Annotated in this window: 23 protein-coding genes; 6 read left to right on the top strand and 17 right to left on the bottom strand. The window is 35.5% G+C overall.

Annotated elements, in window-relative coordinates:
• Window positions 1-39 precede the first annotated feature (39 nt).
• The 6 genes from BLW20_RS02610 (at window position 40) to BLW20_RS14920 (ending at window position 7,159) form a co-directional block, all read left to right on the top strand.
• Entirely contained in the window at window positions 40-1,962 is a 1,923-nt protein-coding gene (locus BLW20_RS02610) for a hypothetical protein (RefSeq protein ID WP_091096037.1), read from the top strand.
• Between the two features lie 109 nt (window positions 1,963-2,071).
• On the top strand, window positions 2,072-2,686 hold the full coding sequence (locus BLW20_RS02605) for a hypothetical protein (protein ID WP_091096035.1): 615 nt from the start codon (window positions 2,072-2,074) through the stop codon (window positions 2,684-2,686).
• Window positions 2,687-2,794: 108 nt separating this feature from the next.
• Complete coding sequence (locus tag BLW20_RS02600) at window positions 2,795-4,057, top strand: gliding motility-associated C-terminal domain-containing protein (RefSeq protein WP_091096032.1); 1,263 nt, start codon at window positions 2,795-2,797, stop codon at window positions 4,055-4,057.
• An 11-nt stretch (window positions 4,058-4,068) separates the two neighbouring features.
• Window positions 4,069-4,989, top strand: a complete 921-nt coding sequence (locus BLW20_RS02595; RefSeq protein WP_091096030.1) for a PorP/SprF family type IX secretion system membrane protein — start codon at window positions 4,069-4,071, stop codon at window positions 4,987-4,989.
• 11 nt (window positions 4,990-5,000) lie between these two features.
• Window positions 5,001-7,019, top strand: a complete 2,019-nt coding sequence (locus BLW20_RS02590; RefSeq protein WP_091096027.1) for an OmpA family protein — start codon at window positions 5,001-5,003, stop codon at window positions 7,017-7,019.
• Window positions 7,020-7,024: 5 nt separating this feature from the next.
• Window positions 7,025-7,159: a hypothetical protein gene (locus BLW20_RS14920; RefSeq protein ID WP_262492795.1), complete on the top strand. Its 135-nt coding sequence runs from the start codon at window positions 7,025-7,027 to the stop codon at window positions 7,157-7,159.
• 43 nt (window positions 7,160-7,202) lie between these two features.
• Here the strand turns inward: BLW20_RS14920 and BLW20_RS02585 are convergent, their stop codons facing one another.
• The 17 genes from BLW20_RS02585 to BLW20_RS02510 form a co-directional block, all read right to left on the bottom strand.
• Window positions 7,203-8,177: a glycosyltransferase family protein gene (locus BLW20_RS02585; protein ID WP_091096025.1), complete on the bottom strand. Its 975-nt coding sequence runs from the start codon at window positions 8,175-8,177 to the stop codon at window positions 7,203-7,205.
• On the bottom strand, window positions 8,174-8,995 hold the full coding sequence (locus BLW20_RS02580) for a UDP-2,3-diacylglucosamine diphosphatase (protein WP_091096023.1): 822 nt from the start codon (window positions 8,993-8,995) through the stop codon (window positions 8,174-8,176). The genes BLW20_RS02585 and BLW20_RS02580 overlap by 4 nt, the downstream gene beginning before the upstream one ends.
• A gap of 78 nt (window positions 8,996-9,073) precedes the next feature.
• Window positions 9,074-12,109 (bottom strand): AAA family ATPase, encoded by a 3,036-nt coding sequence (locus BLW20_RS02575; protein WP_091096021.1) that lies wholly within the window; start codon window positions 12,107-12,109, stop codon window positions 9,074-9,076.
• A 2-nt stretch (window positions 12,110-12,111) separates the two neighbouring features.
• Window positions 12,112-13,317 carry a metallophosphoesterase family protein gene (locus tag BLW20_RS02570; RefSeq protein WP_091096019.1) on the bottom strand — a complete coding sequence of 402 codons (1,206 nt, stop codon included), beginning with the start codon at window positions 13,315-13,317 and terminating at the stop codon, window positions 12,112-12,114.
• A gap of 1 nt (window position 13,318) precedes the next feature.
• The gene (locus BLW20_RS14640) at window positions 13,319-13,486 is read right to left on the bottom strand and encodes a hypothetical protein (protein WP_177165014.1); all 168 of its coding nucleotides are present in this window, start codon (window positions 13,484-13,486) and stop codon (window positions 13,319-13,321) included.
• A gap of 14 nt (window positions 13,487-13,500) precedes the next feature.
• The gene (locus BLW20_RS02565) at window positions 13,501-13,884 is read right to left on the bottom strand and encodes a YchJ family protein (RefSeq protein ID WP_091096017.1); all 384 of its coding nucleotides are present in this window, start codon (window positions 13,882-13,884) and stop codon (window positions 13,501-13,503) included.
• Window positions 13,885-13,957: 73 nt separating this feature from the next.
• Entirely contained in the window at window positions 13,958-14,392 is a 435-nt protein-coding gene (locus tag BLW20_RS02560; RefSeq protein WP_091096015.1) for a hypothetical protein, read from the bottom strand.
• Window positions 14,393-14,499: 107 nt separating this feature from the next.
• Window positions 14,500-14,904: a DUF2059 domain-containing protein gene (locus BLW20_RS02555; RefSeq protein WP_177165016.1), complete on the bottom strand. Its 405-nt coding sequence runs from the start codon at window positions 14,902-14,904 to the stop codon at window positions 14,500-14,502.
• Window positions 14,905-14,911: 7 nt separating this feature from the next.
• A complete protein-coding gene (gene amaB / locus BLW20_RS02550) occupies window positions 14,912-16,432 on the bottom strand; it encodes an L-piperidine-6-carboxylate dehydrogenase (RefSeq protein ID WP_091096011.1) in 1,521 nt (506 codons plus the stop codon).
• Window positions 16,433-16,507: 75 nt separating this feature from the next.
• Window positions 16,508-17,041, bottom strand: coding sequence for a 3-hydroxyanthranilate 3,4-dioxygenase (locus BLW20_RS02545; RefSeq protein ID WP_091096009.1), 534 nt, complete (start codon window positions 17,039-17,041; stop codon window positions 16,508-16,510).
• A 2-nt stretch (window positions 17,042-17,043) separates the two neighbouring features.
• Window positions 17,044-18,300 (bottom strand): murein hydrolase activator EnvC family protein, encoded by a 1,257-nt coding sequence (locus tag BLW20_RS02540; protein ID WP_091096007.1) that lies wholly within the window; start codon window positions 18,298-18,300, stop codon window positions 17,044-17,046.
• Between the two features lie 25 nt (window positions 18,301-18,325).
• On the bottom strand, window positions 18,326-19,132 hold the full coding sequence (locus BLW20_RS02535; RefSeq protein WP_091096005.1) for a lipoprotein insertase outer membrane protein LolB1: 807 nt from the start codon (window positions 19,130-19,132) through the stop codon (window positions 18,326-18,328).
• A 58-nt stretch (window positions 19,133-19,190) separates the two neighbouring features.
• Window positions 19,191-20,201, bottom strand: a complete 1,011-nt coding sequence (locus BLW20_RS02530) for a sugar nucleotidyltransferase (RefSeq protein ID WP_091096003.1) — start codon at window positions 20,199-20,201, stop codon at window positions 19,191-19,193.
• 7 nt (window positions 20,202-20,208) lie between these two features.
• A complete protein-coding gene (locus BLW20_RS02525; protein WP_091096000.1) occupies window positions 20,209-20,721 on the bottom strand; it encodes a hypothetical protein in 513 nt (170 codons plus the stop codon).
• A gap of 158 nt (window positions 20,722-20,879) precedes the next feature.
• Window positions 20,880-21,929 (bottom strand): tetratricopeptide repeat protein, encoded by a 1,050-nt coding sequence (locus BLW20_RS02520; RefSeq protein WP_091095998.1) that lies wholly within the window; start codon window positions 21,927-21,929, stop codon window positions 20,880-20,882.
• 119 nt (window positions 21,930-22,048) lie between these two features.
• A complete protein-coding gene (gene dut / locus BLW20_RS02515; RefSeq protein ID WP_091095996.1) occupies window positions 22,049-22,483 on the bottom strand; it encodes a dUTP diphosphatase in 435 nt (144 codons plus the stop codon).
• A gap of 83 nt (window positions 22,484-22,566) precedes the next feature.
• Window positions 22,567-24,036 carry an oligosaccharide flippase family protein gene (locus BLW20_RS02510; protein WP_091095994.1) on the bottom strand — a complete coding sequence of 490 codons (1,470 nt, stop codon included), beginning with the start codon at window positions 24,034-24,036 and terminating at the stop codon, window positions 22,567-22,569.
• Window positions 24,037-24,039 lie beyond the last annotated feature (3 nt).

Here is a 24,039-nt window from a genome sequence, read left to right as displayed (position 1 = left end):
CATAATAAAAACAGAAATTAACATTTAAATTAGGACATTATGAAAAAAATGACATTCATTGCAGCATTACTTGGGGTTACTCATTTTTCTAACGCTCAGGTTGGAATAGGTACAGCAACCCCTGCAGAAGCCGCCCAATTAGAAATTTCAGCAATAAATAAAGGAGTTTTGATTCCACGTGTAGAGCTGAGAAATACCACAACCTTCGGCCCGGTTACAGGTACTGAAGTAGAAAGTCTTTTGGTATACAATACAGAAACTATCGCAGACGTTACTCCAGGATTTTATTACTGGGTTAAAGAAAGTGCTGCTACGCCGCATTGGGAACGCATTGTAAACCAAACACAGTTAGATGAGGCGATTGCCAATATTACAGATGTTCAGGCAGATCTGGCTAAAGTAATCGCTTTACTAAAAGTTGCTTTTCCTGCAAATAACCTGGTAGATCCTGCGATAACAGGTGATACACACGGTGGTGGTATGGTGTTTACTCCGGGAGCCACACCAACCATTGAATATGTTTATTTTGATGGAACAGATTATGTAAAAAAAGACATAACGGCAGATATTATTGATCTGATTACAGGAAATGAAACTAAAACAAAACTTGTTACAATCAATAACGTACAATATTATGTTTCTGAAAGTTACACAGGCACAGCTGATCCAACAACGGGAACCGAACCAGGAGTTTACAAAATTGACGTAGTTGGCGGTATCATCAATAATTTCGAGGAATTTGTTACAAACAATCCGGTAACAATTGATAACAACACTTATACTACGGTAGAAGAGTATATTCAATACATTTCTGAAAATGCCATGCAAGACGGTGTTACTAAAATTGTAATTGACGCAACTACAAACCAAGCTTCTTTTCAACGATGGGATAAAACGACGAATACTTGGGTTAATGTAGATAATTCGGCGTTTGAAACAATCGTTACAGATAACGAAACGGTGACCACAATGACCGAAAATGCAGACGGTACTTATACTTACAAAAATGAAGCAGGAGCCGATGTAGTAATTGATATTCCGGCTTCTGTAATTCAGGAATTAGGAGATATTATCGAAGGTACTACAACTTTCAATAACAGTACGGCTACAACATTGGTAGAGTATATTCAGAATATGATCGACAACACTGATTTACCTGCAGGTACGGTAACGGCTGAAATCGTTAGCGGAAATATTGTATTCAGTATTATTGATGCTAACGGAGTAGCGAATGTAGTTCCTTCAACAGCTTTTAATAACATTGTTAAAGCTAACGAAACGGAAACAGAGATTAATAAAAATACAACAGGTACGGCTGCAGGTGGAGATGTAGAAATTACGTATGATTATTTTAATGAAACATCTGGTTCTACAGCACAAGCAACAATTGATTTAACTACTGATATTCAAAATTTAATAGAAGGAAACACAGACATTCAAAATGCAATTACAAATATCTTGAACGAGGGTGGAAATGTATATTATGGCGATCATGATGATGATGCAGGTACACCTAATATATTCTATACCATTGTAAACGGTACAAAAACACCGATTGATATTTCTGAAGTTGTTGTAAACGCAATCACAAATGCAACCAATGTTCAAAAGCAAGAAATTAAAAACCAATTAGGAGATAATTTCGAAAACACAACCGTTGTAAACACGGGTGACACTTGGATTGATGGCGGAAAGATTTATCGCGGCATTTTTGACGCAACTGTTACAGGCGGTTCTGCAAACGTATCTGCAATTACCTTAACAGGCGGAACAATAGGAAATGTAATTGGTATCAAGATTTTAAACGCAACGACTAATCAAATCATCAATACAGCTACTACCGATGTTACATTGGCAACAGATTCATTGACTTTTAGAATTGGTACAGGAAACATGTATAATGTATTAAGTGATGTAGATTTGGATATTAAAGTAATTGTAGAATATTCGGTAACTCAATAATTCAAATAGATTATAAAAGCCTTCTCTTTTTAGAGAAAGGCTTTTAAATCCAATAAAGAAATAACTCTTTTTAGAAAGAAACGAAAAAAAGAATAATAAAAATAAAACTATGAACAAAAAAATTATCCTTTTATCAGTAATATTACTTAGTGCGGTAGCATCTGCACAAGTAAAAATAGGTGGTACAGATGGTACACCCAATGCAAATGCCATGTTAGATGTTGAAGCTACAAACAAGGGGATGTTATTGCCGCGTTTAGCATTAGAAGAAACAACAGAGGCTGCACCACTATTGGCACACGTTGCGGGAATGACCGTTTACAACACTGCCACAGCAAACGATGTAGTGCCTGGTTTTTATTATAACGACGGAACCAAATGGCAGCAAATGGTAACGACAGACAACAAGGCAGTGAAATTTTTCTATATGCCGTCTATTACCTTTGATACTTCAGCAGATGCAACGGGGCAAACCAAAAATCTGTATGAAGAGTACAAAGCACAGTTTGCTCTAACAAATCCAAATCACGTAGTAAGTCCGGGAGCTCCAACAAGTGGGATTCCTTATTTCGACGACCCTACCGATTTGTATTATATCATTACCGATTATGACTCAAACGTATTCTCAAACATTACAATCAATGATCAAGGCGTAATGACGTACGATGTAACCGCAGCGGCTACAGATTGTACTTTGATAAATATAGTATTTGTAGTGAAATAACAAGCTCACAGAATGTTTGTAAAAAGGCGAATTATGCATAAAATATCACAAAAATAATTTAACATAGGTTGCCTTGTGCTTTTAGTTTCACTTAAAAAATTAAAGACTATGAAAAAGATATTTATAAATATCCGTTTACTGTTTCTAAGTTTAGGTTCGGTGGCCTATGCGCAAACCGTAGAACCTGTAACGGTCAATCAAGGACAGTTGTACATATTGCCCAATACCTTGGTTTCTACACAGTTCGATTTTGATAACACAGCATCAGGAGTAGTTTTTAACGACGGTGAATTCCAGTTCTATAAAAACTATAACAACGATGGTTTGTTTACACATACCACTAATCAAACAACGGGTTACACAGTATTTCAAGGCAATCAGTTGCAGTTGATATCAGGTTCGCAGCCATCAAAACATTTTGACGTGTTGTTTCACAATACGGCCACTCAATATCCATTCAATTTGAATAGCGATATGATTATCAACGGAACCGGGAATTTTAGAAACGGTATCGTAAAAATCAATAAAGATGCTGGTGGAAAAATGCTTTTTGGAAACGGAGCATCACAAATGAACGCCTCTGATAAAAGTTATGCCGAAGGTATGGTAGAAAAACAGGGAAATAATGCCTTTGTTTTTCCAATCGGTAAATCGGGGTATTATCGTTTGGCAGGGATCTCAGCTCCTGCAAACGAAACCCATTTATACCAAGGTGAATATTTTCAGGAAGATACCAATGAAAAATATCCGCATAAAGACCGTACTGGGATTATAGAGGTAGTTGACAATAAAGAATATTGGACTATTGAACAAGCAAGCGGAGCCAATGGTTCGGTAATAGTAACGCTTTCCTGGCACGATCAAACCACACCTGCAGAATTCAGAGGTAGCAATGATTTACACATTGTACGTTGGGATGCCAATCAAAACCTTTGGGTTGATGAAGGTGGAATCGTAGATATGGGTAACCAAACAGTAACCTCTCCTGTTGAGGTAGAAGGTTTTGGAATTTTTACTTTGGGAAAAATCAAAGAAAAATTTCTTAATCCTGGTGATGTGGTTATTTATCAAGGAGTTACTCCTGATGGAGACGGTATAAATGATTATTTCATTATTGATAACATAAATTATTTTGCGAACAACAGCGTGGCCATTTACAATCGTTGGGGACGAAAGGTGTATGAAACCACAAGTTATGACAGCAAAGGCAACGTTTTTAAAGGTGTCGCAGAAGGTGTAGGTGTTGTAGGTTCTGGTGAAAAATTACCAACAGGAACGTACTATTATGTGGTGGAATATTTATACGACCGCGACGGACAAAACCAATGGGTTAAAAAAGTAGGATTCCTTCATTTAGAAAACAATAATTAAACTGAGAAGCAATGAAAAAAGCAAAAATCTTAATGGCTTTGCTAGCTTTAGTAAGCTTCTCAGCCAATGCACAACAAGACGCGCAATTCACGCAGTATATGTATAACACCATAAATATCAACCCGGCGTATGCTGGTAGCAGAGGTTCTTTAAGCATCTTTGGCTTACACCGTACGCAATGGGCAGGATTAGACGGTGCACCAACAACCAATGCGTTTTCTGTTAACACGCCGTTAGGCAACAGCAAACTGGGGTTAGGGGTAAGCTTTTTAAATGATGCTGTTGGTGTTATGGACGAAAATACGATAAGCGTAGATTTATCCTATACCATTGATTTGAATGATCGCGGAAGTAAATTATCATTTGGTTTAAAAGGTTCTGCTAATTTACTGAATGTTGAATATTCAAAATTACTGACTTATAACCCTAATGATCCCAATTTCCAATCAGATATTCAAAGCCAGTTCACACCAAATATCGGAGCTGGAGTTTATTGGCATAACGAAAGAACGTATTTAGGTTTATCGGCACCCAATTTCCTGACCACCACTCGTTACGATGATAACATTCAAAGTACCATGCAGCAAAAAATGCACTTTTACTTTATGGGAGGTCATGTGATAGAAATTAACCCAACCTTAAAGTTTAAACCTGCCTTTTTATTAAAAGCAGTAAATGGTGCACCATTGCAGGCAGATATTACAGCGAACTTCTTAATACATGATAGATTTACTGTTGGTGGAGCTTATCGTTTAGATGCAGCGTGGAGCGGATTGGTAGGATTCCAGATAACCGATGGCTTGTTTATAGGATATAGTTACGATGGCGAAACCACTAAATTGGCAAACTATTCTAACGGATCACACGAAGTTTTCTTACGATTTGAATTGTTTAACAAGTACCGCCGCGTGAACTCGCCGCGTTTCTTCTAAAATTAAAGGACATGAAAAAAGGATTATCACTAATAGCCCTGGCATCCTTCTTATTTTTAGGGAATACCACGGCACAGGCACAGGCAGGTTTGAAAAAAGCCGACAAAAAATATGATCAGTGGGCGTACGTAGATGCGTTGGAAATTTATGAAAAAATAGATAAACGCGGATTTGTCAGTCAAGAGCTATTTCAAAATTTAGGAAACGCTTATTATTTTAATGCCGATTACACAAATGCTTACAAACATTACCAACGTTTGTTTACAGAAATTGAACCACAGGAAATCATATCGGAAGAAAATGGTACCAGAGAAATCATTCCGGTAGAAATAGCACCGGAGTACTATTACCGTTATGCACAAACGTTGCAAAACATGGGATATGATGCCGAAGCAAAATCGTATTATAATCAGTTTGTAAACAAAGTGGGAAATCAAACCCAAATAGCAAAAATCAGAGCGAACGAAGCTGATTTGCAAAAACAAATTCAGGAAAACTCGGGCAGATATGATAAATTAACCAATTTGTCAATCAATACGCAGTTTGCCGATTACGGAGGCTTTGTTCACGATGGCAACTTGTACTTCACCAGTGCCAGAGATACCGGGAATTTTGCAAAAAAAATCCATACGTGGACAGGGGCGGCTTTTACAAGTTTGTATAATTATCAATTGCCAACCGAAACCGATACGTTGCGTAAACAACCAAAAGCAAAACGTATTAAAGGCGATGTAAAAAGTATTTTAAACGAATCGTCGGCAGTTGTAACAAAAGACGGACAAACCATGTACTTTACCCGCAACAACATGTCAAACGGAAACCGTGGATATGACGCTGATAAAAATACAAGGTTAAAAATTTACAAAGCAGATTGGGTAAACAACAGCTGGCAAAACGTTCGCGAATTGCCAATTAATGGTGACGATTTCAGTACAGCACACCCGGCTTTAAGTAAAGATGAACGCACATTGTATTTTGCATCCGATCGTCCGGGTGGATATGGTGCATCCGATTTATGGAAAGTAAGCGTTAGCGGCGAAGTGTATGGTGTTCCACAAAACCTGGGAGCCGAAATCAATACCGAAGCCCGTGAAACATTTCCGTTTGTAAATGATAACAACGAATTATACTTCTCAAGCGATGGTCGTGTTGGTTTAGGAGGTTTAGATGTGTACGGAGTGAAATTGAAAGATGACGGTAGTTACAGCGAAATCCATAATTTGGGAGATCCTGTGAACTCTAATGCAGACGATTTTGCTTATTTTATCGATTTTAAAACCAAAGAAGGATTTTTCTCCTCTAATCGTGAAGGTGGCGTTGGAAACGATGATATATACAGTTTCTTAGAAACCCGTATGTTGCCTTTGGAGTGTATTCAAAATCTAAATGTGGTGGTGGTTGATAATAAAACAAGAAACATTATTACCGACGCCACGGTTACACTGTATGATAAATTATACAATGAAAAAGGCTGGACAAATCAGTATAAAGACGATGCCTATTCGTTTAATACAAAATACGAATGCGGTGAAATGTATCGTTTAAAAATTGAAAAAGACGATTATATTACGCAAGAAGAAACAGTTACTTTAGATACTAAAACCGGAACTACTACTAAAACCATTGTGTTAGAACGTAAAAAAGTAGAAGTGAAGAAAAACGATGACTTGTTTAAAGTGTTAAAATTAAATCCGATTTATTTTGATTACGATAAAGACAACATCCGTCCGGATGCGGCAGTAGAGTTGGCAAAAGTAGTTGAAGTACTGAGAGATTACCCGAGAATGAAAATCGATGTACGTTCACATACCGATAGCCGCGGATCAGACAGCTATAACCTGAAATTATCAGAGCGTCGTGCAAAATCAACTGCTGAATGGATGATTTCTCAGGGCATAGAGTCTTCCCGTATTATTTACAAAGGTTATGGCGAAACACAATTAGTTAACAAATGTGTAAACGGTGCTAAATGTTCAGATGAGCAACATGAAGAAAACCGTAGATCAGAATTTATTGTATTAGAATTGTAATGCCGATGAATAATTTTAAAAAAGCAGGAAAGGCTTGTGAAAAGCCGCTTCCTGCTTCTATAAAAATTAACGTCTTTAAAACAATAGAAAAAATTGAAAAAGAAAACAAAAACGATTATAAGAAAAAAAAGGACAAATAATTTTAAACTATTTAAAACCGACTTTAGTCGGTTTTTTTATGAACTAAATTTTAAAAACCCGATCAATTACTTCGTCGGTATCATCAGTAAAAGAAACTTCCGTTATGTGGTTTGATTCCATCCAGTGTTTCAGTTTCGTATCGTTAAAATCTTCAGAGCCCATTACGCCCAGTTGTTTCAGTGCCAGATAATTGCAGTGTTGTTCAAATTGTCCTTTAATGGGAATAATGTAGAGCATTTTTTTTAAATACAGAACTTCGGCAGGAAATTCAAAACCGGCACCACATAAAACGCCTTTTGCTGTTGCCAGATATGAAATAAATAAACGCTCGTCAATAGGGAAAAACGTACAGTTGCCTTGTTTTTTGGAAATGTTGCTAAAAGGCGAAAAAATAATCCAGTCAGCTTGTTTTAACTGCGAAAGCACCTTGTAAATTTCGGCATTTTTATAACTTGGCAAATAAACCAAAAAATAATCTTCTTTTTCGCAATTGAGTTTTTTAATTGATTCGCGAATAACCGGATGAAAGGTGTTCTCATCGTATTTTGTAAAATGAAATCCTAACGAGGTATCAACCGGGGCATATTTCTTTAACACAAATTTACTGAACCGGTAATTTTTATCGGGTTTTGGAGCCAATTTGTGCAACACAGCTGATTGATGGCTTAACCCTATGATTTTCTTATTTTGTAATTTGGCAGCATAAGCTGTTACAGGTTCATAGTCGTTAATTATTAAATCGTATTGGTTTAGAGGTAGGTTTTTAACCGATTTTAAAAACTGAAAAAGAGAATTTTTACGAAAGATTTTTCCGTAATTCAATCCGCCGTTTTCTGAATAAAATAAAGACAAACCTTTATTGTACACAGCATTTTCGCTGAATTTTAATTGGGCATTTTGTCCTGAAATAAAAACATCAACATCAACATTGGCTTTTTCTTTTAATTTTGGTACTAAAACATTGGCACGGGCAATGTGTCCGTTGCCCGTTGCCTGTAATGCGTATAAGATTTTCATTTGAAAAAAACGTCAATTTCTTTGTATTCTTCAGGAACTTTGATTGGTTCAGGTAGATCGGTTATTAAATCCAGTAGCAAATCATTCTCGTAATGATAAATTTCCCAAGAGCCTTTATTGTATTCCAAAGCCGTAAGATTTTCAATCCAGTCGCCCGAATTTAAGTACATACAGCTGCCTTTTGAAGTAGAAACCTCTCTTATTTGTGGCTGGTGAATGTGCCCGCAGATAACGTAATCAAAGTTGTTTTCAATAGCAAGTTCTGATGCGGTACGTTCAAAATCGCCGATAAATTTAACAGCTTTTTTGATGTTGTTTTTGATTTTCTTTGAAAAGGAATATTTCTCGCGCCCCAGTTTACCCAAAATCCAGTTAGAAAGATTGTTGATGCGGATCAGATAATCGTACCCGATACCACCCAGCTTAGCAATCCATTTTGAATGTTGAACCGAAGAGTCGAATACATCGCCGTGAAAAGTCCAGACTTTTTTTTCGTCTAATTCAAAAATATACTTATCTGCCAATTGAATTTTTCCAAAGGTCATCGGCGAAAATTTTCTTAAAAATTCATCATGATTTCCCGTTAAATAAATCACCTGACAATTGGTTAGCGAAAGATTTAAAATGTACTTTATAATTTCGAGGTGGCTTTCGGGAAAATAACTTTTCTTGAATTGCCAAATATCTATAAAATCTCCGTTTAAAATCAGTCGGTCAGGTTCAATGGATCGTAAATAGCTCAATAATTCTTTAGCCTTGCAACCATACGTTCCTAAATGCGTGTCCGAAATAACGGCAATTTCTACTTTTCTCTTCATATTGAAACAATGTTTTTCCGAAATTACCGCTGTTTTGTAAACTTATGGTTTTTAAAATATTATGGTTTGAATAAGAAGTTAAATGATTTCAATCAAACTCCCGTTTTCATCAGATTTTGTGATTTGTAAAGCAGTTGGTATGCGTTCTTTCAGTTCTTCCACATGCGAGATAATCCCGACAATCCGGTTTTCTTTGTGTAGGTTATTCAACGTTTCAAAAACAATATTGACCGATTCGGTATCTTGTGTTCCAAAACCTTCGTCGATGAAAAAGAAGTTTTTTCCTGCTTTGGTGTGCACCTGTACGCTTTCTGCCAGTGCCAGTGCCAAACTCAACGAAACCTGAAACGATTGCCCGCCTGAAAGTGTTTTTACGCTCCGCGTTTTGCCTTCGTTTAAGTAATCAACCACTTCAAAATCGTTCGTTTCATTTATCTGTAAATGTAACTGGTTCCGCGTCATTTTCCGGAAACGTATATTGGCATTTTCGCACAGTTGTTTAAGGTAAATGGTGGAAACATACTGTACAAATCCGGCTGCTTTAAACAGGTTAGAAAGCGTTTTTAAATTTTCTGCCCGACCTCTCAATGCTTCCTGCTGCTTTAAAAGCTCTTTCTTTTGATTGAATGCGGTGGTTAAACGCTGTATTTCGGTTTTTGTTTTTGTTACGTTTTCTGTGGCTTCTTCTAATTGTTTTTTTATCGTTAAAAACTGCTTTTGTTGTTGTTGAAGCTCTTCTTCGCTAAAAGCTTGATTTTTTAATTTCTCTTGCAGTTCTTCTATTTGATTGTGCAATGTTTTATAGGCAATCATAAAATCCTGAACCTGTTTTCTTGTAGAATCTACATCTAATTTTAGATTGATTACTTCTAAAACCTGTTCTTTTGTGTGATTTTGATGGGATAGATTCTGATTGAAAAGGACATTGAGTTTTTCATACTCATCATTCAAATCATTCAATTGCTTTTGTATGGAATGAAGCGATGCTTTCTGTCCGGAAATTTGATTGTTTAAATAATTAAATTGTTCGGTTAAAAGCTTAAAATCAGTTTCTGTTTTTTGATTGAACAATTGCAAATCATTTAATTTTTGCTGAATTTCCTCCACAGAAAAAGAACGGAAATCCTCAGAAACCAAAACCTTTAGGTTTGCTGAATTTTGTTTTATTTGTGCCGTTTTTTTGGCTTCATCTAATTTAAACTCTGCTAATGCTTTCTTAAACTTTTCAAGCTTTTCTTGTGCTGCATCTAATAATTGTCTTTGTGTCGTAATTAATTTCGATTTTTCATCTACCTGACGGTTTAATTGCAAAGATAGATTCTTTTTGTGTTCAAAATCTGTAAAATCAGCCGGATCAAATTCACTCCAAATAAATTGTGATTGGTGGTTTAAAAGTTGATTTTCAATAGTCTGAACAGCATTTTTTTCTATTAAAAACTGTTCTTCAACAAGCGATAGTTTCTGAATTTTTTGACGAATTTTTTCTGCGAAATCAACCCATTCATTGTACTGGTTGTCTAAATGGGTACTTTCTATCTGCAGTGCTTCTAAATTCGTAGTAACATCGTCCAAAACAATTACCGCCGGATGTTCTAAAGCTCCACAAAGCGGACAGGCTTCTCCGTTGTGCAGATTGTGTGCGAAATGCGACAGTTTTTGCTGAACTTCTAAATTTCTACGCTTTTCTTCTAATTGATTTTTTTGCGAATTATACGTTGTTTTTTTTAGTTGTACATCGTTTTCAAAATTGTTAACAGAAACGTTTGCAGCTGCTAATTCATTTGATATTTGAGCAATTTCAGCTTGTATCCCTTTTATTTTTTCTTGTTGATTTTGTCTGTTTTTTAATAAATTTTGTTGTTGTATAAACCAATTGCCAACGCTTATTAAAATAGCTGAATCAATTTGATTTTTAGTGAGTTGTATGATTTCTTCATCGGCTGATTTTATGATTTTCCGAATCGTTTCAATGTTTTCTTCGACCTCATTAACTTTTTCACTCCCTTTTTCAGAACGACTTTTTAATTCGATAATTTCAGATTCAAAATAAATATTCTCGGCAATGCGCTTTAAGTCTTCTTCTTCTAAACGTTTTTGTGGAAGCTGGTTAAAAGCAGGTTGCAATTCGGTTATTTTCTGACTTATTTTTGATAATTCGGTTTCAGAAATGTTTAATTCGCTTTCTTGATCTTTTGCCTGAATGCTGATGCTTTGAATGTTTTTTTCTGTTTTCTCAAGATCAACCAACTGTTGATGGAATGTTTTATATACTTTTTCGTATAAATCTAATTCGGCATTTTTTCGTTCAATTTCCGGTTTCTGTTGGGCTAATTCTGAGAATGTGTTTTGTTTGTTCAGCAGCAATTCAACATCCGATTTAATGTTCTCAAGAGCCTGAAGCTTTTTACTAATTGTTTCAAAATCAGTTTTTTTGATGTGTAGAATTTCAATTTCAGATGTTAATTGATCCTGCAAAAAGGCTATGTGTTCTTCCGAAACTTCTTCAAAACCTGATAATTTCCCTTCTAACTGATTCAGTTGGGTTAAATTTCTGCTGTTTAAAACCGAAACTTTATCGTATAAATCGTACTTATGAAGATTGAAGATTTCTTTCATCATTTGGGTACGGTCTTTGGCACCCAATTCAATAAATTCTTTAAATTTTCCTTGTGGAATAATGATGGTCCGTTTAAAATTGTCGTAACTCAATCCAATAATTTCCTGTAAATTGGTGTGATTTAACGGAATCCATTCATTGTTCATTTTCTTATATAAAATAACAGTTGATGGCTTGATTTCTTCAAAACGCTTGCTGTTTCGTTTATATTCACGGGTAATGCGAAACGTTTTGTCTTCAAAATTCAGAAAATCAAAAGTAATGTATGAGCTGTTCGATTTTAGATTCATCATATTGTAAGCACGTTTATCTTTGGCATTTAAACGTTCGGTTTCGCCGTATAAAGCAAAGGTAATGGCTTCTAAAATAGATGATTTTCCTGAACCAACAGTACCAAAAATGCCAAATAATCCGGCATTTATCAAATTAGAAAAATCAATGGTTTGCCGTTTCTGGTACGAATACAAACCTTCTATTGTCAATTGAATAGGAATCATAATTAATCGTTTAAAATTTCGTTAAACAAATCCATCAGTTCGTTGTTTGGTTGCTGATTGGCGTTTTTCGACTTAAAATAGTCTTTGAACAGTTCCTTTATGTCCTGATTGAGATTGATTTCATTCATTTGATTGCTGTCTGCCATCTGATTTTTAACTTTCGGGATCAAGTGTACAATGCCTGAATGTGACTGAAAAAGTGCCTTGCGTTCACCGGTTGTTAAAAACGTTTCGCTTTCAATGGTTAACTCCACTAAGGTATTTGGGTGCTCTAAAAGCCAATTGACGGCATTTTCAACTGTCTGAAAGGTCTTTCGAACCAATGGTTTTCCTTTTGTAAGATTGATTTTTGTGAACGTAGCCTGCTTATTAGGTTCCAGGTTTACAAGAGCAACATATTTGGTTTGCCCGGCTTCGCTAAAGCTATAGCACAAAGGAGAAGAGGCATAAATAACAGGTTTTTCAATGGTTCCGATGTTGTTGAAAGCGTGTAAATGCCCTAATGCGGTGTATTGAATCTGCGGTGGAATTCCATCAGAAAAAACCAAATCCGCATTACCGATTTTGATTGGTTTTTCGCCTTCGGGTTCTTCTAAAAGTTCTGCTCCCCGTTTGTTCATATACAAATGAGAAATCAGCAGATTGATGCCGTTTTCATCGCAAAATTCATCAGCGATTTTTTTCCACTGCTCTTTTAAAACATGGTTTAACTGTTCTTCTTTGTCTTCGCCAAAATAATGCTTTAACCGGATTTCGTTTGCATACGCCGTATGAATAATCCGTACAGGAAAATTGATGTTATCGATAGCAAGCTCGATAAATCCTTCTGCCGATTGGGTGATGCTGAAATGATCGGTTTTAAAAGGATGAATTAGTTCATTGGGATGACCAATAAGGATGATTCCGCATTCACGTGCCAGCGGGTCGGGAGCATTAATCCTGTCTGGCGAATCGTGGTTTCCTGCAATGGCAACAACGGGTCGCGTACCGTTATTTGTGAGTTGTTTCAGTGTTTTGTAAAATAATTCAGTAGCTTCAACCGATGGATTAAACGTGTCAAACAAATCGCCGGCTATTAAAACCATGTCAACATTTTCATTGTTGGCAATTTGTACCATTTCGTTCATTACGTCCACTTGTTCTTCTAAACGCGAAAAACCGTCTAAACGCTTTCCTAAATGCCAGTCGGCAGTATGCAGAATTTTCATATTATTGGTCTGTTTCCGTTGAATTTTGTTTGTTGAATTTCTTTTGTATCTGTTTTAGTTTCTCTTTTCGTGCAGATTCGGAATCTTTTATTTTTTTCTTTTTCTGATCTACTTTTTTTTTGTGATTTAATCGGTTGGTTTCATTTCTTCTTCCCATTACAAATATCATTTTTTAGAAAGACGTTAATTGTCGTTTAAAAAAGTTCCTGAAACGTAAAACCAACGATCGTTTATTTTTTGAAATACAGATAATTCGTGATGAAGCTGCTCTTTTCCTTCTGAATCGATATAAAAAGCTTTGAATTCTACCTGATTGATCGCCGGAAGATTTACAATTTCTAATTTTACCCATTGATTGATCTCTCCCCATTCTTGTAATTCTTCTTGTGAATGAAATTTACGTTTGGCAGGCAGTGTGGTATTTAAAAGATATGCCCCATTTGGAAAGGCAAATGCGGAAAACCGCGAACGCATCAAGGCTTCGGCAGTTGGGGCATTGTGTTCTTTTTTGTGATAAGGCTCGCAACAAGCACTATATGGTTTGCCGGAACAACAAGGACATTTCATAAAAATCTTTTTTTTCAAAAATACGTATAAAAAAAGAGGCATAATTGCCTCTCTTCATCTTTTTTGTGTGCTGCTATTCTTGTTGCTGCATTTCTTCTAATTTTACAGGATCGCCGTACTTCATCACAATTCCTTGTAACGACATTCCCATTTCTTCCTGGATTTTGTTTGCTTTTTCTTGAAAGGCTACGGCATCTTTTGGAGCAATTGGTTCTGGTGTGGCATTACTCTCTAAACTTTTGTTTAACTTGTTTAAGTCTTCAGCCGAATAATTTTCTTGGACTAAATTTTCAAAATCTGTGATAAAGGTGTTTACCAAACCATCAAATTCCGTATTGAATTTTTCAAGATTTTCACTAAGAATAAGATTGGTTATACCGGTTTTTGTCTGGTCTAAACTTTCTTTCATCTTAAGGTTTTTAATATATGCTTTTGCTTCCGGTGAAGCTTGTGCAAAACCAACCTGTATCGCAAAGAAAGCGAAACATACATACAATAATTTTTTCATATCAATTTATTTAGAAAAATAAAGTTATAATAAAAAACAGAAATGATGAATAACTTTAACGTAATTTAATAAAAAAAGAGGTTTAAAAGACCTCTTTTTTTAATGTATTATTGCATGTATTTCATTAAGATACCTTGAATTTGTAATTGTAAATCTTGCATATCACTCATTTGATCTTTTAAGATCTTTGGAGTACTTTCCTGTATTTTTTGACCAATTGGAGATTTATAAAATTCCATCATTTTTTTGACATCGTCGTGCGTATAATACTTCATCATTACCTCTGCTGTTTTTTCATATATAGAAGGCATTAAAGCCTCAATATCTTTTTTAAAATCAGCACGTTTGTCTTCTGATATTTGTTCCATAATAGGTTCAAAAAACGCAGTGTAATTTGCTGCTGAACCTGATATTTTAACCATTTCAATAACATCTTTTTTAAAATCTACTGATTGAGCCGATGCAAACTGTACTGCAAATAACATAGTTGCAGCTATAACTAATTTTCTCATTTTTTTATTATATATTAAAGTTAATTCCTTGTGCCAATGGTAGTTCTGTTCCATAATTAATGGTGTTTGTTTGACGACGCATATATACTTTCCATGCATCAGAACCCGATTCACGTCCGCCACCTGTTTCTTTTTCACCACCAAAAGCACCACCAATTTCGGCACCAGATGTTCCAATGTTTACATTTGCGATTCCACAATCAGATCCGGCGTGTGACAAAAACAATTCAGCTTCACGTAAATTATTTGTAAAGATTGATGAAGACAATCCTTGAGGAACATTGTTTTGTAGGTCGATTGCTTCTTCAATGGTGCTGTATTTTATTACATATAAAATTGGAGCAAAAGTTTCTTCCTGTACAATCTCAAATTCGTTTTTAGCTTCAATGATACATGGTTTTACGTAGCATCCGCTTTCGTAACCGGCACCTTCTACAACACCGCCTTCTACAACAATTTTGCCGCCTTCGGCTTTAGCTTTTTCAATAGCTTTTAAATAATCTTCAACGGCTTTGGTATCAATAAGCGGTCCCACGTGGTTAGCCGCGTCTAAAGGATTACCAATCTTTAACTGACCATAAGCATTTTTCAAGGTTTCGATTGTTTTATCATACACACTTTCATGCACGATTAATCTACGAGTAGATGTACAACGTTGTCCGGCAGTTCCTACAGCTCCGAAAACAGCTCCTACCAATACCATATTCAAATCAGAATGTTCAGATACGATAATGGCATTGTTTCCGCCTAATTCTAAAATGGTTTTACCAAAACGTTCTGCAACTGTTTTTGATACGTGGCGGCCAATACGGGTAGATCCTGTGAAAGAAACCAAAGGGATGCGTTTGTCGTTATTTATTAAATCACCCGAAGCATTTCCTGTAACTAAACAGCTTACACCTTCTGGTACATTATTTTTCTCGAATACTTTTGTGATGATGTTTTGACAGGCAATGGCACATAAAGGTGTTTTTGAACTTGGTTTCCAAACACAAACATCGCCACAAACCCAAGCCAAAGCAGCGTTCCAAGACCAAACGGCTACCGGGAAGTTAAAGGCAGAAATAATTCCCACAATTCCTATAGGGTGGTACTGCTCGTACATACGGTGCATTGGACGTTCAGAGTGCATGGTTAAGCCGTACAGCTGACGAGATAAACCAACAGCAAAATCACAAATGTCGATCATTTCCTGAACTTCGCCCAAACCTTCTTGCAAACTTTTCCCCATTTCATAAGAAACCAAACGTCCTAAAGCATCTTTATTTTCGCGTAAAGCTTCTGCAACCTGGCGTACAATATCGCCGCGTTTTGGTGCAGGAACCAAACGCCATTTTTTAAAAGCCTCGGCTGCTGTAGCTACCACTTTTTCGTAATCATCGTTCGACGTGGTTTGGACGGTTCCAATTAATGAACCGTTTACCGGCGTGTAAGAAGAAATTTCTGTTCCGTTTGCAAACCATTGAGATCCTGTTGATGACCCTAAGTTTGTATTGTTTAATCCTAACTGAGATAAAATTGTTTTCATTGTTTTTCGTGGTACGGCGTACCTTAAATATTTAATGATTCTTTGTAATCGACTAAGTTAATAAAATATGGTGAATTAACCAATGAAACGTTCATCGGCTTCCATAATTTCGCCACATTTCTTACAAGTTCGTAACTCTTCAGAGGTATAAAAATGTTTAAAATGCGGTAAAAAATCGGTTTCGATGTTGTTTAATGGGAAATAAACTTCGTGTAATTTTTCATTGCAATGGTCGCAATACCAAAGCAACCCGTCTTTTGTTTCCGGGTTTGATCGTTTTACTTCTACTACTAAACCAACAGAGCCTTCAGTCCGGATGGGTGAATGTGGTGTTTTTGCAGGAAGTAAGAATACATCGCCCGCATTTAATTCCATAACTTCTTTTCCGTTTTCTGTTTGAATGGCAACAGAGATGCTTCCTTCTAACTGAAAGAAAAATTCGTCGGCCTCATTATAATGATAATCTTTACGGGCATTGGGTCCGCCAACAACCATCACTATAAAATCGCCCGATTCTGTGTAAATATTTTTATTGCCAACCGGTGGTTTTAATAGCCCGCGGTTTTCGTCAATCCATTTTTGCAGATTAAAAGGTTTTTGAACTGTCATAATTATTTACTGCTTAACCACGATTGTGGATTGTTAATTGTCTCATTTTTGGTCAACATAAATTTAAGCACTGCAACACCTTCGTGGTTATTAGCTACCGTTCCAATTTTTTGTTTGGTGGTTACTTTCTGGTTTTGCGTAACCGATACCGTTGCCAAATTATTGTAAACCGTGATGTATTCTCCGTGACGTATAAATACGGTTCTGGTATTTCCAATTACTTGAATTTGCGATACCTCTCCTTCAAAAACACTGCGAACGGCGGCTCCTTTTTCCGTAGTAATTTCAATGCCGTGGCTCTCATATTCAATGTTATATTCCGGATGTTTAACAGTACCGTAATGAACTGAAATGTACCCTTTTTCAACCGGCCAAGGCAAACGCCCGCGGTTGTTGCTGAAACTTGCTGCCAAGGCTTTCTCTTCAGGTGTCATTTCTAATTTGCCGGCTGAAGAGGTTTTTGGAGCAACTGTTTTACCGGCAGCTTTTGCTTTGCGTTCCTCTTCTTCTCTGCGTTTGCGGTTTTCTTCCTCAATGATCTTTTTGATAATTACTTTTATCTGTTGATCTATCTTTTTAGTTTCCTTTTGTTTATTTTGAATTTGAGAACTGTATTTTTTACTGTCTTTTTTAACAAGATTCATCAGCTCGCTTTGCTTGTTGCGTTCGCCTTGTAATTCTTTGCGTTGTTTTTCTTGTTCTCGGACAATTTTCTCCTGTTTGCTTTTCTGGATTTCCAAGTGTGCCGAAATACGTTCTAATTCTTCAAATTTTTCTCTGATTTCATCTCCTTGCGATTTGCGGTATTTGGCATATTGCTTAATGTACTGCATACGTTTATATGCCTGTAAAAAGTTTTCACTCGACAAAATAAACATGATACGGTTTTGTTCTGAACGCGATTTGTACGATTTTACAATGGTTTTGGCATAATCTTCTTTTAAAACAGCCAGTTCGCGTTTTAATTTGTTTGATGCCAGCGTGTTTACGTAAATGTCGTTTTTAAGCGTACGTATTTGTTTTTGAGAATTAGAAATTAATTCTGTTTGAAGTTTGATTTTTCTGTTTTGCTCGTTCAGTTCAGCTAAAATATTCCGTTCTTGCTTTTTATTGGTGTTGAGCAAGTTTTGAAATTCTTTGATTTCTTTTAAAATCTGGGCTTTTCGCTCTTCAAGTTTACGTTGTTGTGCCTGATAATCTTGTTGTGCAAAGGTGTTAAACGACAGAAATAATAATATAAAGGATAAAATGCGACGCATTACATAGAATTTTGTTCAAAAATAATTAAATTTTAATTGGTTTGGAATTATTAGGGATTTTATATCTGAAATCTAACGACGGATTGACCGAAACGCGTCTGTAATCAATTTTAATCTGCACATCGTTTTTCTGCATCGCGTGGATGTTTATTTCTTTTGGAAGATAAATATTTTCGCTTGATTGATACGATGGGTACTGAATGACTAATTTATCGGCACTTTTATCCTGAGTAACTTCGGTTGAAGCAATTTGATTTTTTCCTCCCATAACCAAACGCATTAAAAACTGGTTTAGTTTTAATTCCAGCTCATTGTTCCTGGTTTTGATATAATCGTTGGTGTTTAAATCGTAAAAAGCCTTGCCTAACAATAAATTTTCTACGTTTTCATACGTTACTTCTGTACCCAAAAAATCTTTGATAAATTGATAATCGCCATCGTAATAAGTGCCCCCTAAAACCTCATAATAAGTTGCTCTTTCTGGTGTAAGATATACCTTTGCAAGTGGTATGCCTAATGCTTTTACCGCAATCAAAATACGTTTGTTTTTTTCTATTTGAATGTCTGCAGATGGCGAATAAGAACCTTCCTGACCTGTGTAATCAACATTTGCATTAATTTTCAACGTATTAAAATCATTGAACAAACCGTAATGTGCAGCGGCGATTTCCTGTACAGCGCGTTGGTTCTCAGCGGTTGATTTTGTTTTTACAGATTCATTTGAAAGGATATTTTCTGAATTCTTTTCAAAAACGGCATCGTTGTTTTTCTTCGACGATTTACAAGAAACCGCAAAAAGAGTTATTGTTACTATGACAAAAAGTTGTTTCATTCTTAAAATTAAAAGTATAAAGAAACAAAAAAATCCGCTGAAAACGGATTTTTTAAGATTATTCTAACACACTGTAATCGCCTATGCTTACATTGGTAAACTTTCCGTTAAAACTCGCAAAATTACCAATCATTGCATTGTCTAAATCAGCATTTTTAACGGTGGCGTTTGTTTGTATCAAACTGTTTTTTATAGTGGCGTTTTCTACTTTGGTGTTGTTGCCTAACGAAACATTTGGTCCGACAGTCGCGTTTTTCAAAACCACGTTTTCGCCAATGTAACACGGCGGAATGATGGTAGAATTCTCAATCATAGCTGTTGATGCTACTAAATCTTCGCCATCGTTTTGTAAAAAGGTCAGCATACGATTATTGGTATCAACGGTTACGTTTTTATTTCCGCAATCCATCCATTCATCAACTTTACCCGGAACAAAACGCAATCCTTTCTGCTTCATATTTTCCAAAGCATCGGTTAACTGGTATTCGCCACCTTTTTCGATGTTGTTGTCAATCAAATATTCTAACTCGCTTCGCAGATTTTCAGCTGATTTAAAGAAGTAAATTCCGATAATCGCCAGATCAGAAACAAATTCTTTGGGTTTTTCAACAAAATCAACAATTTCGTTTTTATCGTTTAACTGAACCACTCCAAAAGCCGAAGGATCATCAACTGCTTTTACCCAAATAACAGAATCGGCAGTGGCGTCTAATGTAAAATCAGCACGGAATAAGGTATCGGCATACGCAACAACAATGGGTCCCTGCATGCTTTCTTTGGCACATAAAATGGCGTGAGCCGTTCCTAATGCCTCGTTTTGATAACAGATGGTTCCTTTTGAGCCCAATTTTTCGGCAATGGCAATTAAATCTTTCTCTACTTCTTTACCAAAGCTCTCGTGAATGATAAACGCAATTTCGTCGATTGGTTGATTGATTACTTTGGCAATATCTTCTACCAAACGGTGTACAATTGGTTTGCCTGCAATGGGGATTAATGGTTTTGGTGTTGTTAATGTATGTGGACGCAAGCGTGAGCCACGACCTGCCATTGGTACGATTATTTTCATTTTTAATCTATTTTAAAATTTCAAAGGTTTTTAAACATTGTAACATTTTTGACATATTTTCTTTTTGTTTCTCTCCTTTTACAGATAATCTTATTATATAAAATGTTTTTTTTTGTTTACTTTTGATAAAAAATTCAATTCTTTCAGTATTGTTGTTCTCATTAGAGCTCTTGTCTAAATAAGAAACAGAATGGATAAAATATGAAGGATAAATCAATAAATCAGATTCTCCTGAGGCAAGAATTTTTTTAGGGATATCAGGATTCAAATATGAATTGAAAAGTGTTTTTAAATCTTTATTATCCTTAATCTTTACAATCTCCATCTCAGCAATAGTTTTATTGTCTTTTTCTCTAAAAATAGAATGCCAAAAAACAAGAGAATAGTCAGAAAAGTTATCTGAAAAATTCCAATTATTAGGTACATAAATAGAGTAATTCCCTTTGTCGTCTGTTATTTTTTGTTTAGTATACTTAATAGGATTATTCAAATATTGCTTAAGAGAGGATTGCCCATTCATTGAACAAGAAATAAATAACACTATTAAAAAAAAGATTTTTTGCATTGAAAGAACAAATATGGGTTAATGTCTAGTTTTCCTGCAAGGTCTGTCAGACCTTGTAGGTATATAATTTCTTAAAATCCTACAAGGTTTTTAAAACCTTGCAGGATAGTGTTTTATTTCCAATTATAGTTTGCCGACCAATCATAAAAATCTTCTAACTTGCTCTGATTTTGTTCGACATATTGAATTGCATCTTTATCTTGTACAGATAGAAATAACGTATTTGCAAAAGGCTCAATTAAGTTGTTTTTTCTCATTTCTATAAAATAAGGGGATAGAAAATCCCAATAATACCCTTTTTGATTTTGTTTTATTTCATTCATAGAGTCGCAAATGGTTTCAAATTTACTGATAAATTTCTCAACAGCTGTTTTTTCTCCATTTTCCTCGGTATGGTCTGCTGCGGCAGCAAATGTTAATATCATATCAACGGTAGAAAAGTCGTTTTCTGTTATTTTATCACTTTCGACCTTTTCTACTATTTCCGAATCAAGTGAAATTGAAATAGAATTGTTGGTTTCTTTTGAAATACCTTGTTGTATTAGATTAATAACATCTTCAAAATGTTTTTTTGCATTGGCAGATTGATTGTCTAAAACAAGGTATCTGCAAGATGCCAAAATAGAAGGAATTCTGTCGTGTCTTGAAAGAATTGCCAAAGCATTAAAAGAGCCAAGATGATTAGGATTTAGCTTTGTAGAAGTTTGGAAAGATTGAATAGCTTCATCATATTTTTTCTGATTGACTAAAGCTATTCCTTTGTTGAAATAAAGTTGGTAATAATTCGGATATAATTTCAACCCTTTGTCATAAATTTTTATCGCCTTATCTGGATTGTTTGAATGATCTAAAGCATTTCCATAAGTTACATAAACGGTTCCGTTACTTTCTTTCGGATATAATTTTAAAACAAGCTTACAAACTTCTATAGCTTCGTCGTATTTCTTTAAAGCATCCAATGTCATTGCTTTTTCCGAAAGAGCTATAATGTTGTTTTTATCTATATTCAAAGCTTCCTCGTATTTTGCTAAAGCTTCGTTATATTTTCCTTCATCGTGAAGGTAAATACCCTTATTAACTATTTCTTCGGCAGCCGTTTTATTTTGTGCAAAAATTAGATTTGCACACAGAAACATTAAAAAAGTAAAAAATGTTTTTTTCATACTAAAATATTAGTGGTTTTTATTAAGAGACCTACAAGGTCTGTCAGACCTTGTAGGTATTTATATTATCTCCAAATCAATCCCACAAGGTTTTTAAAACCTTGTGGGATAAAAGCGTTTTACTTCACTCCAGTACTTCCAAATCCACCTGCACCGCGTTCTGTTGTAGAAAGCTCTTCCACTTCCGTCCATTCGGCACGTTCATGCTTTGCAATGACCATTTGGGCAATGCGTTCGCCATTTTCTACTACAAATGTTTCGTTAGAAAGGTTTGCAAGAATCACGCCAATTTCTCCACGATAATCTGCATCGATGGTTCCGGGTGAATTTAAACAGGTAATTCCTTTTTTTAATGCCAAACCGCTGCGTGGACGCACTTGTGCTTCGTAACCTATTGGTAATTCCATAAACAAACCCGTTGGAATTAAGGCGCGTTCCATAGGTTCTATAACAATGGGTTGTGATAAGTTTGCACGTAAATCCATCCCGGCAGAAGCAATGGTTTCATAGCTTGGCAAGGCGTGTTGTGATTTGTTGATAATGTTTATTTTCATCTGTTATTTTTTATTTGTTTTTTAATAACCAAAAGGGATGTAAGACCCTATAAATTGATTTGATAAATTCGATAACGGGCATTTCATCTTTTTAAAACGGATTTAATTATGCGTTGAATCATTACTTTTTCGTTGTAATAAATCAATCCCACGAATATAAGAAGGAATGATATTCCGATAAAATAATTTTCTCTGAAATTATAAAAGTAGCCAAAAGATAATGCAGTAGCGGTTCCTAAATATAAAGAAATAGCTTTTTTATCATAAGGAATGGGATACGATTTTTGTCCTAAAACATATGAAATCAACATCATCACGGCATAGGCGGTTAATGTAGTAACTGCTGCACCGATCAAGCCAATTTTTGGGATGAGAATGTAATTCAGAATCAATGTTACAACTGCACCGAAAACGGAAATATAAGCTCCGATTTTGGTTTTGTCCTGTAACTTGTACCAGACAGATAAATTAGTGTAAATACCCAGCATCAGGTTGGCTAAAATAATGTAAGGCACAACTTCCATAGCATGCCAGTATTCTTCTTCGCGGATATAAAATTTCTTGATAATATCGGCAAAAACAACAATTATAAGCATTGCCGCACTTCCAAAAATAACGAAATATTTGGTTATTGTTGCGTATTTTACCGGGGCGTCATCATTCTTGGCATAACTAAAGAAAAACGGTTCAATACCCAAAGAATACGCCATACGGAACAATACCATAAAAACGCCTATTTTATAAAGAGCGCCATAACTTGCCAATCCCAAATCTTTATAATCATCGGGAAGCAACCATCTTAAAAAAACCTTGTCAAATGTCTCGTTGACCACAAATGCCAGTCCGCCAATCATTACAGGAAAGCTATAAACAAGCATTTCACGGAGCAGTTTTTTGTTAAAAGACCATTTTAGTTGAAAATAATATTTTGAAAGCAATAAAAGAGTGGCTAAGCTTGCGATTAAATTTGCAACGAATAAATAACCTACCTGAAAATCGCGAATAAAATAATTCTGTAAAAAACCGGTGGGGTGTTTTTGCAGATATTGTGGAATTAAATAGAGAAAAACAACAGTTAAGCCGGCATTTAAAAATACATTTATAATTTTAATGATACTGTACTTTATAGGTCGTTGCTGTGCCCTTAATATGGCAAAAGGAATAACAGCCAGGGCATCAAGTACTAAAATCCAAATAAGAAAATCGACAATGATTGATGGAATTCCAAAATAAGCATCGATATAGTCTTTAAAAAGATAAACACCTGTTAAAAACACCACCGAAACAGCTATTAAAAATAAAATGGTATTGTTGATGACTTCTTTCTGGTTTTCATATTTGTTATAAAAACGAAAAAAGGCTGTTTCCATTCCAAACGAAAGCACCACGTTGAAAAACATCAACCACGAAAAAATAAGAGTATAATCGGCATAGGCATTAGTAGGCAACCAATCCATGTGATATGGAGCCATAATGAACCCGATCATTTTAGGAACAACAGTGGCTATTCCGTAGATTAACGTGGTTTTAAACAGATTTTTGTAAACGCTCAAAAT

It is taken from the genome of Paenimyroides marinum, from assembly GCF_900108395.1.
Lineage (GTDB): Bacteria > Bacteroidota > Bacteroidia > Flavobacteriales > Flavobacteriaceae > Flavobacterium > Flavobacterium marinum.
This window is presented reverse-complemented; position numbering and strand designations above follow the sequence as displayed.